Here is a 14,528-nt window from a genome sequence, read left to right as displayed (position 1 = left end):
TCACCTATCTACGTGAAAAATGAAAAGTATAACCGAAAGACATCAGTTGATTTTAAAAAAATTGCAGGAAAACGGCCTTGTAAACGTGCAGGAACTAAGTCTGCAGATGAAGGTTTCGGAGGTAACGATACGAAAGGACCTGAAACTTCTTGAGGATAAAAATCTGCTTTTCCGCACGCATGGTGGAGGATCAAAAATTAATCCCTACACGAATGACAAGCCCGTTGCAGAAAAAGAACAGCTGCATGCAAGTGAGAAGAGAACCATCGCTGAAACTGCCGCAACAATGATAGGTCATAATGACTCGATCATTATCGCATCGGGGACTACCATGCTGGCCCTTGCCAGATCTATACATCCCGAGAAACACCTGACAGTAATCACTTCCGCTTTAAACGTAGCTCTGGAATTATCATACCACAAACATGTGGAAGTATTACAGCTTGGCGGGCAGCTCAGGCAAAATTCATCCTCTGTAATGGGACCTTATGCGGAACAGATTCTTAAGGACGTGTCTTGCAGCATGTTATTTTTGGGGGTGGATGGACTTGATCTGGAGACAGGCATCAGCACGACGAGTCTGATGGAGGCACGGTTAAATCAAAAGATGATCGATGCTGCACAGATTACCGTGGTACTGGCAGACAGCAGCAAAATAGGTAAACGCGGTTTGGGAAAAATCTGCACACTGGACCAGATTCAGCATATTATAACGGATAATAAGGTGTCTCCCGGCATCGTAAAAGCATTGGAGGAAAAAGGAATTACGGTAACTATCGCTGGCTGATACTGATCTCAGATAACGATCTGACAGCGCTCATTTTTCAGTAAAGTGAGGCAATGCTCATTGTCATATTCATTTTTAATGTTTTCTTCCTCTTTTTTATAGGCCTGCTTCAATTCTTTTCTGTTTTTAGCCTGAGAGAAACGCCTGATATCATCCTGACTCTTCAATATTAATCCGGGTACCTGTTTCGGCTTATTGTCATCTCCGATAGCCACCATGGTAAAGTAGCTGGTGTTGGTATGTTTGCTTACCTGTGTCTTTAAATTTTCTGAGATTACGCGTATACCAATAATCATAGAAGTATTGCCTACGTAATTCACAGAAGCCATTAAGGAAACGAGTTCACCTACTTCCACGGGGGCCAGAAAATCAACAACATCTATAGATGCAGTGATACAATAGCCATCGGAATGTTTCGCCGCACATACATAGGCCACCTTATCCATCAGACTCAGAATGATACCTCCGTGAATCTTACCACCAAAGTTAGAATAGGAAGGAATCATCAGCTCAGTCAGTGTGGTCTGTGAATTTTCAACGGGCTTAAAATTTGGTGCAGCGACTATATTCATGATGCAATTTACTTTTTTATCGTTTAAAGCCAAATCTGACAGGCATGATTATTGACCAAAACAATTAAATTATTATTCATGCCAACTGACGCTAAACGAATTGAATTCCCCGCTTTATTGATTAATATATTGATTCCACTACTTTTTGGGGTTGCCGGGGGACTCATCACGATCGATTCAGTACATAGCTGGTATCCCGGAATAGTAAAACCATCTTTCAACCCGCCAAACTGGCTGTTCGGCCCGGTCTGGTCACTATTATTTATCATCATGGGTATTTCAGCCTACAGGGTCTGGATAAACCGAAAAAAAATTGCACATCTGCCAAGAACTGCAGCAATCTATTTTATACAACTGATCCTAAATCTGGGCTGGTCATACCTGTTTTTCTACAGGCACCTTATTGGCGCTGCACTGATTGAGATCATAGCATTGCTGGCTGCCATCCTCGTTAATGCAACCATCTTTTATAAGATTGACAAAACGGCGGGGCTCCTGTTTATTCCTTACTTTTTATGGGTAAGTTTCGCAAGCATCCTGACCTACAATATCTTTCTACTGAATTAGGAGCAGCACAGACCCTATCCGTAAAAAATTCTTAAGAGTGAAATGATTACAGCAAGATGATCATCTCCTAACAACTAAAAGCCGGATATTATCTAAAAAAACCTGTATTTTAGGGATGTGATCTTAGGAGGAAAAATATTTCTGGTTATGCTATGTTTCTGCACTCTGAATTTACATGCGCAGAAAGTAGGTCTCGTGCTCAGCGGAGGTGGCGCCAAAGGACTATCACATATTGGCACATTAAAGGCGCTGGAAGAGAACAATATCCCTGTTGACTACCTCACCGGAACTTCAATGGGTGGCATAGTCGGCGCCCTTTATGCCGCAGGATATTCTCCGGCACAGATCGAAAAAATTGCTTTAACGACTGATTTTCAGGATTGGGTAAGCGGAAAATACAAAAGTGATTATAGTTTCTACTTCCAGAAAACAGCGCCTAATTCTTCGCTAATCACGGCAAAACTCTCCGTCGATACTGCATTAAGAATGAGCTTCAGGTCCAACCTGGTGAATGATATCCCGCTTAATTTTGCATTATTAGAACTTTTGTCGCAGGCCTCTGCCACAGCTAAAGATAATTTTGACAACCTGTTTATTCCTTACAGATGTATGGTGTCTGATGTTTTTTCACAAACCAGCATCACGGTAAAAAACGGAAGTCTGGCTGAAGCAGTACGTGCCACCATGACCGTCCCTTTGATCTACCGCCCTATTAAACTGGATAATAAATATGTTTTCGATGGCGGACTTTACAATAACTTTCCTGCGGATGTTATGCAGAAAGAGTTCAAGCCGGATTATATTATCGGTGTAAGCGTATCCGCAAAAAATTACAATGAATATCCGAAAAATGGCGATGAAAGGCTGATGAACAGACTGATGATGTTCATGTTTTTATCTAAATCCGATTCCACACTGATTGGTAAAAATGGCATTTATATCGAACCTGACCTGAAGGGATACAGCGCCAGTAATTTTAACCCCGTTGCAGAACTGATTAAACTGGGGTATGATGCAACGATGCGTGAAATGGACCAGATCAAAAAAGAAGTGGCCAGACGCGTGAGCACCAAGCAGCTGAGCGACAAAAGGAACAATTTCAACATCAGAAAACCCGAACTGGTTTTTAACGCCGTTACAGTATCAGGCGTAAACAGTCAGCAGAAAAGATATATAGAGCGACTCTTCAAGCGTGATAAACCGACATTCGACCTGAACGACATCAGGCAGGGTTATTACAAGCTGGTTGCGGATGAAACATTTGAAACCATCTATCCCAGGATCTCATATGATCCAAAATCTGACGGCTATACCTTCGAAATACTCGCACAGCCCAAGAAAAGCCTTAAACTGGATGTAGGAGGAAATATTTCCAGTCGCCCGATCAGTAACGTATTCTTGGGCGTTCAATACAATTACCTTAACCGGAAAGCCTATACTTTTGGCGCCGATTTCTATTCCGGTCGTTTTTACGAATCGGTACAGTTAAACGGGCGTATAGATTATCCATCCCGGTTGCCATTTTTCCTGGCCATGGAAATGACCTATAACCACTTCAATTACTACAATACGAGCCAGATTTTTATAGAGAATCCGCACCCGACTTATATTGAGCAGAACGACAGGAAAATTGAGATCAAGGCAGGAATTCCTTTAAACCGCAATACTAAAATTACCCTCGGTACATCTTTTATCAACAACGGCGATCATTACAGTCCCACCAACACCTTCAACATTGGGGATGTGCTTGACGAAACTATTTTTAATGGATTACGCAGCACGCTCAATTTTGAGCAGAACTCCCTTAACCGTAAGCAGTATGCCACCCGGGGTCGAAATTTCCTGTTCAGTTTCAACTATTTCACCGGCAGGGAAAATTATACGCCCGGTAATATTTCCAGGAACAGTTTTGTGCAAACAGATATTGCTGCGAACCGAACATCAAGAGACTGGTGGAACCTTAAAATAAGCGACGAAAATTATTTCTTTACGAAATCGCAGTATACACTCGGCTATCTTGTAGAAGGGGTGATTTCCAACCTGCCGCGCTTTTCAAATTACTATTCCAGCTTATTGGTCGCCCCTGCTTTTTATCCGCTACAAGACAGCAGATCACTATTTCTGGAAAAGTTCAGGGCCAGGACTTATGTAGCCGGTGGATTAAAAAATGTCTATAAATTCCGCAGAAATCTGGACCTCCGCGTAGAAGGATATCTGTTTTTGCCTTACCAGCAATTTGAACAGGATGGATTCCAGGAAGTAAAAAACAGGGGCACGTTCAACAAAATCCACTATGCCGGCACTGCAGGACTTGTTTATCACACTCCGCTGGGCCCCGTTAGCCTAAGTTATAATTTATATGATGACCCGATAAAAAGAAACGGCGTTTTGTTACATTTGGGATATCTTATTTACAATAAACGTTCTATCGAATAATATGAAGACATTATACTACTGCCTGTTGCTACTGATGATATCGGCCACTGGATTTGCGCAAAAAGCAGATGTAAACAATTTTATAGTAAAAGAGAGCCTGCTGAAGAACAGCAAACTGGCTATTATTGCCGCTGATTCACTCGATCAGCCTTTGGAAAACATCAACGGGTTGTATACTTTTTCGGTGAGTGGATTTACTCAACCCGTGAAATTTAATGACGGCGTGGCTATTTTACCTATGCAGCTTGAAAGATCTGCATTCGTCTATATCAAACATCAGAATGATAAAGGAACACACAGCAAACTGCTCTATGTGTACAAAAAAGATGGTACCCTAAACCCATATACGATCAATAGTCTGTGGCTGGTTGTGATTCCACTGCTGCTGATCTTTATGGCTTTTGCTTTCAGAAAGCTGATCATCTTTGTAGTGATCATCCTGCTGTTATTTATGTACTTTAACCATAGCAACGGATTAAACCTTAGCACTTTCTTTGAAACCATCTTTGACAATCTTAAAAAGGCATTTTAGAAAGGTAATCCAATTCCGAAGTTATATTGTACGAAACGATAGGTATCAGGACTGTTTGCGATTTTATATTCGTTTTTAAACGCTCTTCCACCGCCAAGGAACTTGCTGATTACCCATTGTTCTGAACCTTTAAACTGTGGATCTTTTAACTTTAAACCGATATCAAATCTGAATACAAAATACTGAACATCATACCTGAATCCCATCCCTGTACCTATACCCAGCTGATTTCCGATATTTTTAAAATCAAAATAGGTTTCCGGCTGGGGATTACCAGGAGAAATGTTCCATACGTTACCTGCATCCAGAAAAATAGCTCCCTTTAACTTTGCACCGAAGAAGTTATTAATTAATCCATAGCGATATTCCAGATTGGCTTCAATATGCATCTGACCTAACTGATCTATCCCATAAAGCGTTTTTCGTGCTTCCTCAGTTGGTACACGCTCTGCGCGGTTATAATTTCCCGGACCTAATGTTCTGGCCTGCCATGCCCTGACACCGCTTGATCCTCCTGCAAAGAATAACTTCTCAAAAGGCACTGCTGTAGAGTTACCATAAGCATAACCTACGCCCCCGTTTATACGTGCTACAAACTGTTTATCTACCCCGAGACTTTTATACCAGCGTATATCCACTTCTGGTCTTACGTACTGATTAAAAGGTAATCCCAGAATTCTCGCATAATCTCCCTCAGAAGGATTATGCTTTCTGTCGGTCAGCCTGGAGACCGCATCAAGCATATTCCCCGCCAATTCAATATTTCCACGGAAATACACAAAACTTTTATTTAACAGCAGTTTGTTGGCATTGAGTGAATAGGCATATTTTACCCCTACCGTCAGATCTCTTCTATCCAGCAGCTTGATATTGTAAGAATATGCCGCCAGCAAATCTCTTCCTTCCTGTCCTTTCGGTGTATCAGAAGTATCGACCAGCAATCCCCCGAATCTGTATTCAAAATTCAGTGGCGTAAAAGAGTGTAACTTGGATTTAGTTTCCACCCATTCATATGTGATTGAGTTTAAAAATACCCGCCTCACAAAAAAGTCTTTTTGTAGTGCATACACGTAACTGGTAGAGAAAGTGGTGTAAGGTATCCCGTTTTTACCCATCATAGGGATGTCGAACGGCACCATTAACCTCGGGACGGCTAAACTGGCGCTTATAGAGAAATCGCGCTGGTAGATGTCTTTAAAAAAGGGAACACCCTGACCAATTCTTGATTGCAGTCCGCCTTTAACCTGAAATTCAAAACGCTCTGCTCCTCTGAAGAAGTTATTGTTGGTATAGGTATTGCCCAGCGTAAAGCCAATCGTACCCGCATTAAAAGGAATTTCCCCCTCCACCCTGTTGCTCATTTTCTTTTGAGGAATCAGTTGAATGAGCGGATTCACCCTGTCAGCACTGTCTTTATCCTTCGTATATTCTATTTTTACATTTTTAAACACGTTGAGTTCATACAGACGGTCAAAAGTGAGGTTCTCTTTACTGACATCATAAACCTCCCCTTGCCTGATAAAATCATAACGTACAATCGGATTTCTCCTGAAGCGTTTAGATAAATCCGTATACCTGATCCCTCTGAAAATACGGGGGTTCAATTTTACTGAATCTGTAAACCCGTCTGTAGAAGGAGCAACAATTACATTGGATTCCCCGATCAGGTATTTGGTATGTTTACCGTTATTTGCCGGCTGATCAATATATAAAACAACATTTGTCTTGCTGGCGTTCAGTGCAGAATCAACCGTAAACCGCACATAAGGACGGGAAAAATCAAAGTATCCGTTCTCTTTCATCACCTGATAAATCTGTTCGCGCTCATAAGAGAGTGAATCGTCATCATACTGCATCCCTTCATGTAAATGCGTGAACATCGCTTTTTTATCCTGGTAAAGCTGGTTTACTGCAGAATCCGGAATTTTATATTCGACCTTATTTATCGAGAAGGCAGGACCAGGATTCGCTTTAAAATCAACCTCTGCCCGCTGATTTTTAACCTTGATTTCCGATTTGACTTTTGCTTTGAAATAGCCCTTACTGTTCAGAAATTTTTCAATCTGGTTACGCGAAATTTCCACCAGTGTACTGTCCAATACAGGTGCAGGGTTACCGACCGACTTAGTTTTGAAGAGTGTATAAAATAAATTGTATAAGCCGACATTGATCCCCAGCCTTGGAGCGGGACGGATATCCTTCTGAATATAATTTAAAGATTCCTCTTCGTACTGCTTGGGAATGCTATCTATATCCACCTTTTTAACGATCGACTGGTAGTCTTCTATAAATTTTGTAGAAGAACAGGCAGTGACAAAAAGAAGAATAAATAGTAATATTGCGGGAAATTGGAATTTCTTTTTATAAATAGAATATGCTTTCAAAATCTCAGATAGGTTTTATTAAATCGTTACATCAAAAAAAGTACCGTAAAGAGAATGGGGTGTTCATTATTGAAGGAATAAAGTCCATTTCAGAATTTATTCAGTCCAGCTACCAGATCCAAAGTATCTATTTTTTACCCCAATATCAGTCTTTACTTCCAAAGTTAGCTTCAAATATAAAGTTATTTGAAGTAAACACTACCGAATTGGAGAAGATTAGTGCGTTGCAGGCACCACAAGGTGTCCTGGCGGTTGTTGCTATTCCCGCAAAAGCCGGTTTTGATAAAAATTCTTTAAAAAATTCATTTTCACTCGTACTTGATGGTGTTCAGGATCCGGGTAACCTCGGTACTATCATCAGGACAGCAGATTGGTTTGGTTTTAAAAATGTGATCTGCTCCAACCATACGGTGGAGGTTTACAACCCGAAAACAGTGCAGGCCACTATGGGATCTTTAGCCCGCGTAGATGTAAGTTACCACGAGCTGCCTGAATTTTTGAAAGACATTGAGATGCCCATTTTTGGTGCAATGCTGGATGGAAACAGTCTTTATGAAACCAACTGGGGAAAAGAAGGGCTCGTTATTCTGGGCAATGAAGGACAGGGAGTGAGTGAGGAAGTAGAAAAATTCATTGGTCGCCCAATAACAATTCCAAGAGTGGGACAAGCTGAATCATTGAACGTTGCGGTATCTGCTGCAATATTTTGTGCGGACATTTGCAGATTTTTGCAGAAATAAATTGCATGTTAATATAAAATTGCTATTTTTGCAGCCTGAATTTCAACAGGTCGAGTGGCCGAGTGGCTAGGCAGAGGTCTGCAAAACCTCGTACAGCGGTTCGAATCCGCTCTCGACCTCCAGATTTATATAAATTAAAAAAATAAAGGTTCAAACCATGGCAGTTACTAGATTAAAAAGAAAAGACAGAAAAAACAAAACAACTTCACGTTTAGAAGTTAAAACTTTGAAACTAGCTACAAACATTGAATTAGGAAGCCGTTCAAAACAACCTAAAACAGATCAGTTAGCTAAAAACAACATCATCTTAGATCAGCTTACAGCTGCTGCAAGAGCATAGTTTTTCTGCACAAAGAATCAAAGAGAGGTTAGCTTAATTGTTAACCTCTTTTTTTATACCTGGAATTTTAAATTTCACACTGCGACGCAGCTATTTTGGGTCGGGGCAAAACTAGAGCAGATCCCAGGTTCGCTTGGGGAGTATTCTACCTGATTATAGTCTGACTCGGGTGATACTGTGGTACAGGCACCAGTATAGCGCCCAATTCATCTGCACGCAAGTCATATTCAGCCTGCAGTCACCTCAATTCGTCCCAGACGCCCCCCGGAACTTAAATTAATGCTTTACAGATTCTTTTGATGAGTCCCGGCCCTTCATAAATGAAACCCGTGTACAGTTGCACGAGTGATGCACCTGCCTCAAGCTTATCCTTCGCATCCTGGGCAGAATGGATACCCCCTACGCCAATAATAGGAAAAGCCCTGCCTGATTTATCAGCAAGATAACGGATCACCTCAGTGGAGCGCAAAGTAAGCGGCTTACCACTCAGACCGCCAGTCTCATTGGCTAATTCAGCAGGTGTATATAATCCCTCTCTGCTGATCGTTGTATTGGTAGCAATTACACCGGCGATACCCGTTTCCTTTACAATATCTATGATATCATCCAGTTGCTCATTCGTCAAATCCGGTGCAATCTTTAATAAGATGGGTCTGGAGATATTGTTCTTGCTGTTGCGCTGCTGTAAAGTGTTCAGCAATTCCGTAAGCGGACCTTTTTCCTGCAAGGCTCTTAACCCGGGTGTATTGGGAGAACTTACATTGACTACAAAATAATCTACCACATCAAAAAGGCGGTCAAAACACTTTACATAGTCGCTCGTTGCCTCTTCATTAGGCGTATTTTTGTTTTTACCGATATTGCCGCCAATCACAATGCTGGCATCTTTTGCTTTCAATACCCTTAAACGCTCTGCAAGAATATCCACGCCCTTATTGTTGAATCCCATCCTGTTGATGATTGCACTATCTTCTGTCAGGCGAAACATCCTGGGCAGGTCATTCCCGGGTTGTGGTAAAGGTGTCACCGTCCCTACCTCGATAAATCCGAATCCCAAGTGACTTAAAGCTTCGATATATTCTCCATTTTTATCAAAGCCGGCTGCAAGGCCTACCGGATTTTTAAACCTGATACCGAACACCTCCCTTTCCAGTCCTTTGATATGTACATCGAAGCTGCTGCGCAGGATTGTTTTACCAAGTGGAAAACGATCATGAAACCAGTTCAGTCTTTTAACCACAAAATGGTGTACTTTTTCAGGATCAAATTTAAAAAATATGGGCTTTATGAGACGATACATGCCACAAAGATAGATTATTATCCATAATTATGAATTCAAATGTATGCGAATTCATAATTACGGATCAGTGCTGCTTTGGCTCAAAAAAGTAGCAGCGCTGTAATATTTTTATAATTCGGGTCAGAACTCATTATAACTCAAACAAAATGCGCTTAATTTTGTATTTTTGCACCCAACATGATTTCGATAAACGACTTAACATTCCTGATAGGTTCCCGTGCTTTATATGACGAAGCGAACTGGCACATTAAACCAGGAGAACGAATTGGCCTTATTGGTGCCAATGGAACAGGAAAATCTACCCTTTTAAAAATAATTGTAGGAGAATATGCACCTTCTTCGGGATCAATTTCTATGTCTAAGGACCTGAAAATTGGTTACCTGAATCAGGATTTACTTTCTTATGAATCTCACCATACCATTTTACATGTGGCCATGGAAGCTTTTGAGCGCCAGAACCAGATACATGATGAAATTGAAGTACTGCTAAAAAAGATTGAAACAGATTATTCTGAAGAAGTACTGAACAAACTGAGCGATAAACAGCAGGAGTTTGAAGCACTGGACGGCTATAATATCGAATACAAGGCGAATGAGATCTTAGCAGGATTGGGTTTCAGCACTGCAGATCAGCACAGACCTTTAAACACTTTCTCCGGAGGATGGAGAATGCGTGTGATGCTGGCAAAGATCTTATTGCAGACACCTGATATCCTTTTACTGGATGAGCCTACCAATCACATGGATTTACCTTCCATTAAATGGCTGGAAACTTATCTGGCCGGATTTGAAGGTGCTATCGTAATTGTTTCACACGACAGGTACTTCCTTGATAAAATAGTAAACCGTACTGTAGAGTCCCGTAAAGGTAAACTGACAACTTATGCAGGAAACTATACTTTCTACCTGGAAGAGAAATCACTCCGTGGTGAAATCCAAAAAGGAGAATTTAAAAACCAGCAGGCCAAAATCAAGCAGGAAGAAAAACTGATTGAGCGTTTTAAAGCCAAAGCAAGTAAAGCAAAGATGGCGCAATCGCGTATGAAGGCTTTAGATAAAATGGAGCGTGTGGAAGATGTTGATGATGACAACCCAACGGTTAACTTCAGCTTCAAGTTCACCAAACCTTCGGGCAGACACGTGATCAGGATCGAGAATGCGACAAAAAGATATCCTAACATCGACATTCTGGAAAATGCAGAAGCTGTAATCGAAAAAGGAGACAAGATTGCATTGATCGGCGCAAATGGTAAAGGTAAATCTACTCTATTGAGAATGGTTGCAGGGGTAGAAAAGTTTGACGGTACCTGTGAGACCGGACATAATGTAACGACTACTTTCTTTGCTCAGCATCAGCTGGAATCACTGCATTTAGGCAATACGATCCTGGAAGAGCTGCAGGCATTTGCACCAAAACATACAGACACCGAATTACGCTCCATATTAGGCTGTTTCCTTTTTACAGGAGATGACGTATTCAAAAGGATCAAAGTCCTTTCAGGGGGAGAAAAATCACGTGTAGCGCTGGCAAAATCACTGACTACGGATTCTAACTTCCTGATTCTGGATGAGCCTACGAATCACCTCGATATTCAGTCGGTCAACATTCTGATCCAGGCATTAACACAATTTGAGGGTACTTTTATTGCAGTATCCCATGACAGGTACTTCCTGGACAATGTGGCCAATAAAATCTGGTTTATCGAAGAAGAACAGATCAAACAATATCCCGGTACTTATGCAGAATATGAAATATGGAACAGCAAAAGGGTAATCCCTGCTGCAAAAAGTATTCCTGTGAAACCGGCAGAAAAAGAGGTGAAACCTAAAGCAGAAGATAAACCGGTAACGGTAAATACACAGCAGCAATTAAAAAAACTGAATGACCAGCTGCAAAAAATTGAGCAGGAAACTGTTGTACTGGACCAGGAGGTGAAAGCTATTGAAGCTGAACTTGCTGATGAAAAAGTATACAGTGATCAGGTGAAACTTGCGGAAGCAAACAAAAAATATATCGCTGCTAAAGCGCTATTAGATGATGCGCAGGACAAATGGGAAACACTTGCTGCTGAGATTATGGAACTGGAAACAGCCTGATGAATAAATTTGGAGGATTGCTCTTTTTATGTCTTTATGCTTTTCAATTCTGCTTTGCACAGCAAAATCAGTTTGATTACGAGAATAAAATATACGCTGCACAAATTAAAACTGTGCAGTGTTACAATACACAAAAAGAGCAATCCCTTCCTGTCATCCAGCTCAATTCCAGCGAGCGACTACTGTTTTCATTTGATGATTTGAATGGAGGCAGTAAAGATTACTGGTATACTTTAGAGCATTGTACGTACGACTGGAAAGCGAGTAACCTGTCTGTACTGGATTATCTTGACGGGTTGAATGAAGACAGAATTGTTGATTATGCCTACTCTTCCAAAACGCTGCAAAAGTTTAGCCACTATCAGCTGACTTTGCCAAATGATCAGATCAAACCTAAAATTTCCGGAAATTACCTGTTAAAGGTATATCTGAACGGAGATATCAACAAACCGGTATGCTCGCAAAGGTTATACATCACCAGCAACCAGCTCAATGTGGCGACGGAAGTTACACCAAGCAATGAAGTTTCCCTGCGTTTCAGCAATCAGAAAATCAACTTCACCGTTTTTAGCCAGACGCCAATTCAGAATCCTTATACCGACATCAAAGTTTTGCTGATGCAGAATGGGAATCCCCGCACAGCAAAACTCAGTACGAAGCCTACTTATGTAAAACCAGGATCACTGGTATACAATGAGATCAATGCGAATGACTTTCCCGGTCTGAATGAATTCAGAAAGTTCGATTTCCGCAGCCTGCGTTACAAAGCTGAACATGTGCAGAATATCTTTACCGATACGGCGAACCATATTGTTCTCTTCCAGGACATAAATGGGAATGCACCTAAATATACCAGGCAAATTGACGATAATGGTGCTTTTTTTATCAGGAATCAGGATAATACAGACAATGATACGGATAGTGACTACGCGCACGTATTATTTACGCTGAACAGCGCCCCTCCCGGGACTGATGGAGATGTATATGTGGTAGGGAGATTTAATAACTTTCAGCTTACAGCTGAAAATAAAATGGATTACGATGCCTTTAAGAAAAAGTATTACAAAAATATTTTCTTAAAACAGGGCGTATATGATTATCAGTATGTATGGAGGAACAATTCAACCGGAAACACCGACTTTGCTGCGTTCGAAGGTTCTTTTGTGGAGACTGAAAACAACTACCAGACTTTCGTCTATTTCCGAAAACCTGGTAGCCGCTGGGACGAACTGGTTGGCTATAATACCATCAGTACTGTCCAAAAATAATTAGCTAAAGAGCTTAATTCTTTTTAATCCACACAGAAACACTGCCTGCATTACAGAAAAATTCTGCCCATCCCTCTTCATTTACGGTAACTTCTTCTTCCCTTCCGCCAATGGCATCTATAAATATACTGCCTGCGTGTCCCTTTCCTATTTCCATATTCTTGTTTCCTTCTTCTCCGTTGCTTAATACTACCGCAACTCCCGAATTTTCATGTTCTTCATCCCCTTCTCTCGTCCAGCCTATACAGTTTGAATGTTCCAGATATTCCCGCTGAAAGCCATGTGCCAGATCGCGGCGGATCTTAATCATTTCGGGCAAGCTGTCTATGCTCACCAGCTCTACATCTGTCTCATTCCCTTCACTATCCGTATCCTTATATTTAGCACCATACAAATCAGAATAAAAAATACAAGGTATTCCCTGCTCCCTCAGCAATATCATGGCATTAGCAAGCGGACGGAACCAAAAGTCCACATAAGCCTCTAACGATTGAAGCGGCTGTGAATCATGATTATCCACAAATGTGATGGAAAGATGCGGATGAGATTCAACAAGCGTATCTTTAAATATGGATCCCATATCATAATCGCTTCCCTGTTTGCTCGCCTGATAGAAATTATGGTGCAGCATCGAATCAAATAATTGCATTCTGCCTTCCGTGATGTCAATATAACTACGCAGGTTTGCGACGTCATCCAGCACCCAGTTCTCTCCTACTATGAAAAACTCCTTATTGAATTTCGCATTCATATGGTCCAGCCATTCGTTCAGAAAGTCCGGCGCAATATGTTTCACCGCATCCAGTCGGAATCCATCCATCCCGCAGGTTTCGTAATACCACTCTCCCCATCTCTTCAATTCTTCCCTTACCGCTTTATTTCTAAATTCCACATCATTAAACATCAGGTAATCGTAGTTACCCATTTCTTCAGATGGTACATCTTCCCAGCCTTCTCCGTATTCATTTTGGATAGAAAATATGGCCGTTTCCTTCAAATCTTCCGCCCAGTCAATTCCACTGAAACAACTTTTATCCCATATGAACTCAGAATATTTTCCTTGCCTGCCAGGGAAAGTGAATTTTGTCCAGGCCTCAATCTCAAAAACATCAGAAGTGAATTCTGCCCTGTTGTCTGCATCTACCCTTCTCACCGGCACTTTTTCCAGCTCATCGCCCCCGGCTTTATGGTTAAACACCACATCAGCAAGCACCATGACTTCATGCTCATGCAAAGCCTTTATCGCCTGCAGGTACTCTTCCTTAGTCCCGTATTTAGTGGCCACACTGTTCTTCTGATCAAATTCCCCCAGGTCATAAAGATCATAACAGTCATAGCCCGTAGAATCATCCCCTTCAGTAGATTTATAAGCCGGCGGAAACCATACGCCGGTTATACCTATATCCTGAAGATTTTTGGCTTCAGCCGCTGCTTTCTGCCATAGTTTTTGTTCGTCGTTATAATACCAATGAAAATATTGAATTAGTGTTTGATTGATCATGAAG

12 protein-coding genes and 1 tRNA gene are annotated in these 14,528 nt (G+C 41.3%); 9 read left to right on the top strand and 4 right to left on the bottom strand.

Annotated features, from left to right (window positions below):
- Positions 1-19 precede the first annotated feature (19 nt).
- A complete protein-coding gene (locus OQX62_RS04605) occupies positions 20-787 on the top strand; it encodes a DeoR/GlpR family DNA-binding transcription regulator (protein ID WP_265830236.1) in 768 nt (255 codons plus the stop codon).
- 8 nt (positions 788-795) lie between these two features.
- Here the strand turns inward: OQX62_RS04605 and OQX62_RS04600 are convergent, their stop codons facing one another.
- Positions 796-1,359 (bottom strand): acyl-CoA thioesterase, encoded by a 564-nt coding sequence (locus OQX62_RS04600; RefSeq protein ID WP_265830235.1) that lies wholly within the window; start codon positions 1,357-1,359, stop codon positions 796-798.
- 78 nt (positions 1,360-1,437) lie between these two features.
- On the opposite strand from OQX62_RS04600, the gene OQX62_RS04595 reads away from it, so the two are divergent.
- From OQX62_RS04595 to OQX62_RS04585, 3 genes are all read left to right on the top strand, one after another.
- Positions 1,438-1,926, top strand: coding sequence for a TspO/MBR family protein (locus OQX62_RS04595; protein ID WP_265830234.1), 489 nt, complete (start codon positions 1,438-1,440; stop codon positions 1,924-1,926).
- Between the two features lie 147 nt (positions 1,927-2,073).
- The gene (locus OQX62_RS04590; RefSeq protein WP_265830233.1) at positions 2,074-4,362 is read left to right on the top strand and encodes a patatin-like phospholipase family protein; all 2,289 of its coding nucleotides are present in this window, start codon (positions 2,074-2,076) and stop codon (positions 4,360-4,362) included.
- A 1-nt stretch (position 4,363) separates the two neighbouring features.
- Positions 4,364-4,894, top strand: coding sequence for a hypothetical protein (locus OQX62_RS04585; RefSeq protein ID WP_265830232.1), 531 nt, complete (start codon positions 4,364-4,366; stop codon positions 4,892-4,894).
- On the opposite strand, the gene OQX62_RS04580 is transcribed toward OQX62_RS04585, so the two are convergent.
- The gene (locus OQX62_RS04580; RefSeq protein ID WP_265830231.1) at positions 4,891-7,278 is read right to left on the bottom strand and encodes a BamA/TamA family outer membrane protein; all 2,388 of its coding nucleotides are present in this window, start codon (positions 7,276-7,278) and stop codon (positions 4,891-4,893) included. The genes OQX62_RS04585 and OQX62_RS04580 overlap by 4 nt on opposite strands.
- Between OQX62_RS04580 and OQX62_RS04575 the strand changes: the two genes are divergently transcribed.
- From OQX62_RS04575 to OQX62_RS04565, 3 genes are all read left to right on the top strand, one after another.
- The gene (locus tag OQX62_RS04575; RefSeq protein WP_265830230.1) at positions 7,269-8,018 is read left to right on the top strand and encodes a TrmH family RNA methyltransferase; all 750 of its coding nucleotides are present in this window, start codon (positions 7,269-7,271) and stop codon (positions 8,016-8,018) included. The two genes, OQX62_RS04580 and OQX62_RS04575, sit on opposite strands and share 10 nt — an antisense overlap.
- A 48-nt stretch (positions 8,019-8,066) precedes the next feature.
- A tRNA-Cys gene (locus tag OQX62_RS04570) sits at positions 8,067-8,140 on the top strand.
- Positions 8,141-8,175: 35 nt separating this feature from the next.
- Positions 8,176-8,358 (top strand): spore protein, encoded by a 183-nt coding sequence (locus OQX62_RS04565; protein ID WP_265830229.1) that lies wholly within the window; start codon positions 8,176-8,178, stop codon positions 8,356-8,358.
- 271 nt (positions 8,359-8,629) lie between these two features.
- Here OQX62_RS04565 and OQX62_RS04560 read toward each other — a convergent pair whose 3' ends face one another.
- Positions 8,630-9,658, bottom strand: coding sequence for a quinone-dependent dihydroorotate dehydrogenase (locus OQX62_RS04560; RefSeq protein ID WP_265830228.1), 1,029 nt, complete (start codon positions 9,656-9,658; stop codon positions 8,630-8,632).
- 177 nt (positions 9,659-9,835) lie between these two features.
- Here OQX62_RS04560 and OQX62_RS04555 point away from each other — a divergent pair, with 177 nt between their 5' ends.
- Positions 9,836-11,755, top strand: coding sequence for an ABC-F family ATP-binding cassette domain-containing protein (locus tag OQX62_RS04555; RefSeq protein WP_265830227.1), 1,920 nt, complete (start codon positions 9,836-9,838; stop codon positions 11,753-11,755).
- Positions 11,755-13,023: a DUF5103 domain-containing protein gene (locus OQX62_RS04550; protein WP_265830226.1), complete on the top strand. Its 1,269-nt coding sequence runs from the start codon at positions 11,755-11,757 to the stop codon at positions 13,021-13,023. Before OQX62_RS04555 ends, OQX62_RS04550 begins: the two co-directional genes overlap by 1 nt.
- Before the next feature lie 13 nt (positions 13,024-13,036).
- Here the strand turns inward: OQX62_RS04550 and OQX62_RS04545 are convergent, their stop codons facing one another.
- Positions 13,037-14,524 carry an alpha-amylase gene (locus tag OQX62_RS04545; RefSeq protein ID WP_265830225.1) on the bottom strand — a complete coding sequence of 496 codons (1,488 nt, stop codon included), beginning with the start codon at positions 14,522-14,524 and terminating at the stop codon, positions 13,037-13,039.
- Positions 14,525-14,528 lie beyond the last annotated feature (4 nt).

It is taken from the genome of Pedobacter sp. MR2016-24 (genome assembly GCF_026239655.1).
Classification (GTDB): Bacteria; Bacteroidota; Bacteroidia; order Sphingobacteriales; family Sphingobacteriaceae; genus Pedobacter.
The sequence above is the reverse complement of the archived record's forward strand: the minus strand, read 5'-3'. Positions and strand labels throughout refer to the sequence as shown.

Bases quoted from the DNA above. Each gene is read 5' to 3' on its own strand.
- OQX62_RS04550 (WP_265830226.1), top strand. From the start codon at position 11,755: ATGAATAAATTTGGAGGATTGCTCTTTTTATGTCTTTATGCTTTTCAA.
- OQX62_RS04555 (WP_265830227.1), top strand. From the start codon at position 9,836: ATGATTTCGATAAACGACTTAACATTCCTGATAGGTTCCCGTGCTTTA.
- OQX62_RS04600 (WP_265830235.1), bottom strand. From the start codon at position 1,359: ATGAATATAGTCGCTGCACCAAATTTTAAGCCCGTTGAAAATTCACAG.
- OQX62_RS04585 (WP_265830232.1), top strand. From the start codon at position 4,364: ATGAAGACATTATACTACTGCCTGTTGCTACTGATGATATCGGCCACT.
- OQX62_RS04595 (WP_265830234.1), top strand. From the start codon at position 1,438: ATGCCAACTGACGCTAAACGAATTGAATTCCCCGCTTTATTGATTAAT.
- OQX62_RS04565 (WP_265830229.1), top strand. From the start codon at position 8,176: ATGGCAGTTACTAGATTAAAAAGAAAAGACAGAAAAAACAAAACAACT.
- OQX62_RS04590 (WP_265830233.1), top strand. From the start codon at position 2,074: ATGCTATGTTTCTGCACTCTGAATTTACATGCGCAGAAAGTAGGTCTC.
- OQX62_RS04575 (WP_265830230.1), top strand. From the start codon at position 7,269: ATGCTTTCAAAATCTCAGATAGGTTTTATTAAATCGTTACATCAAAAA.
- OQX62_RS04605 (WP_265830236.1), top strand. From the start codon at position 20: ATGAAAAGTATAACCGAAAGACATCAGTTGATTTTAAAAAAATTGCAG.
- OQX62_RS04545 (WP_265830225.1), bottom strand. From the start codon at position 14,524: ATGATCAATCAAACACTAATTCAATATTTTCATTGGTATTATAACGAC.
- OQX62_RS04560 (WP_265830228.1), bottom strand. From the start codon at position 9,658: ATGTATCGTCTCATAAAGCCCATATTTTTTAAATTTGATCCTGAAAAA.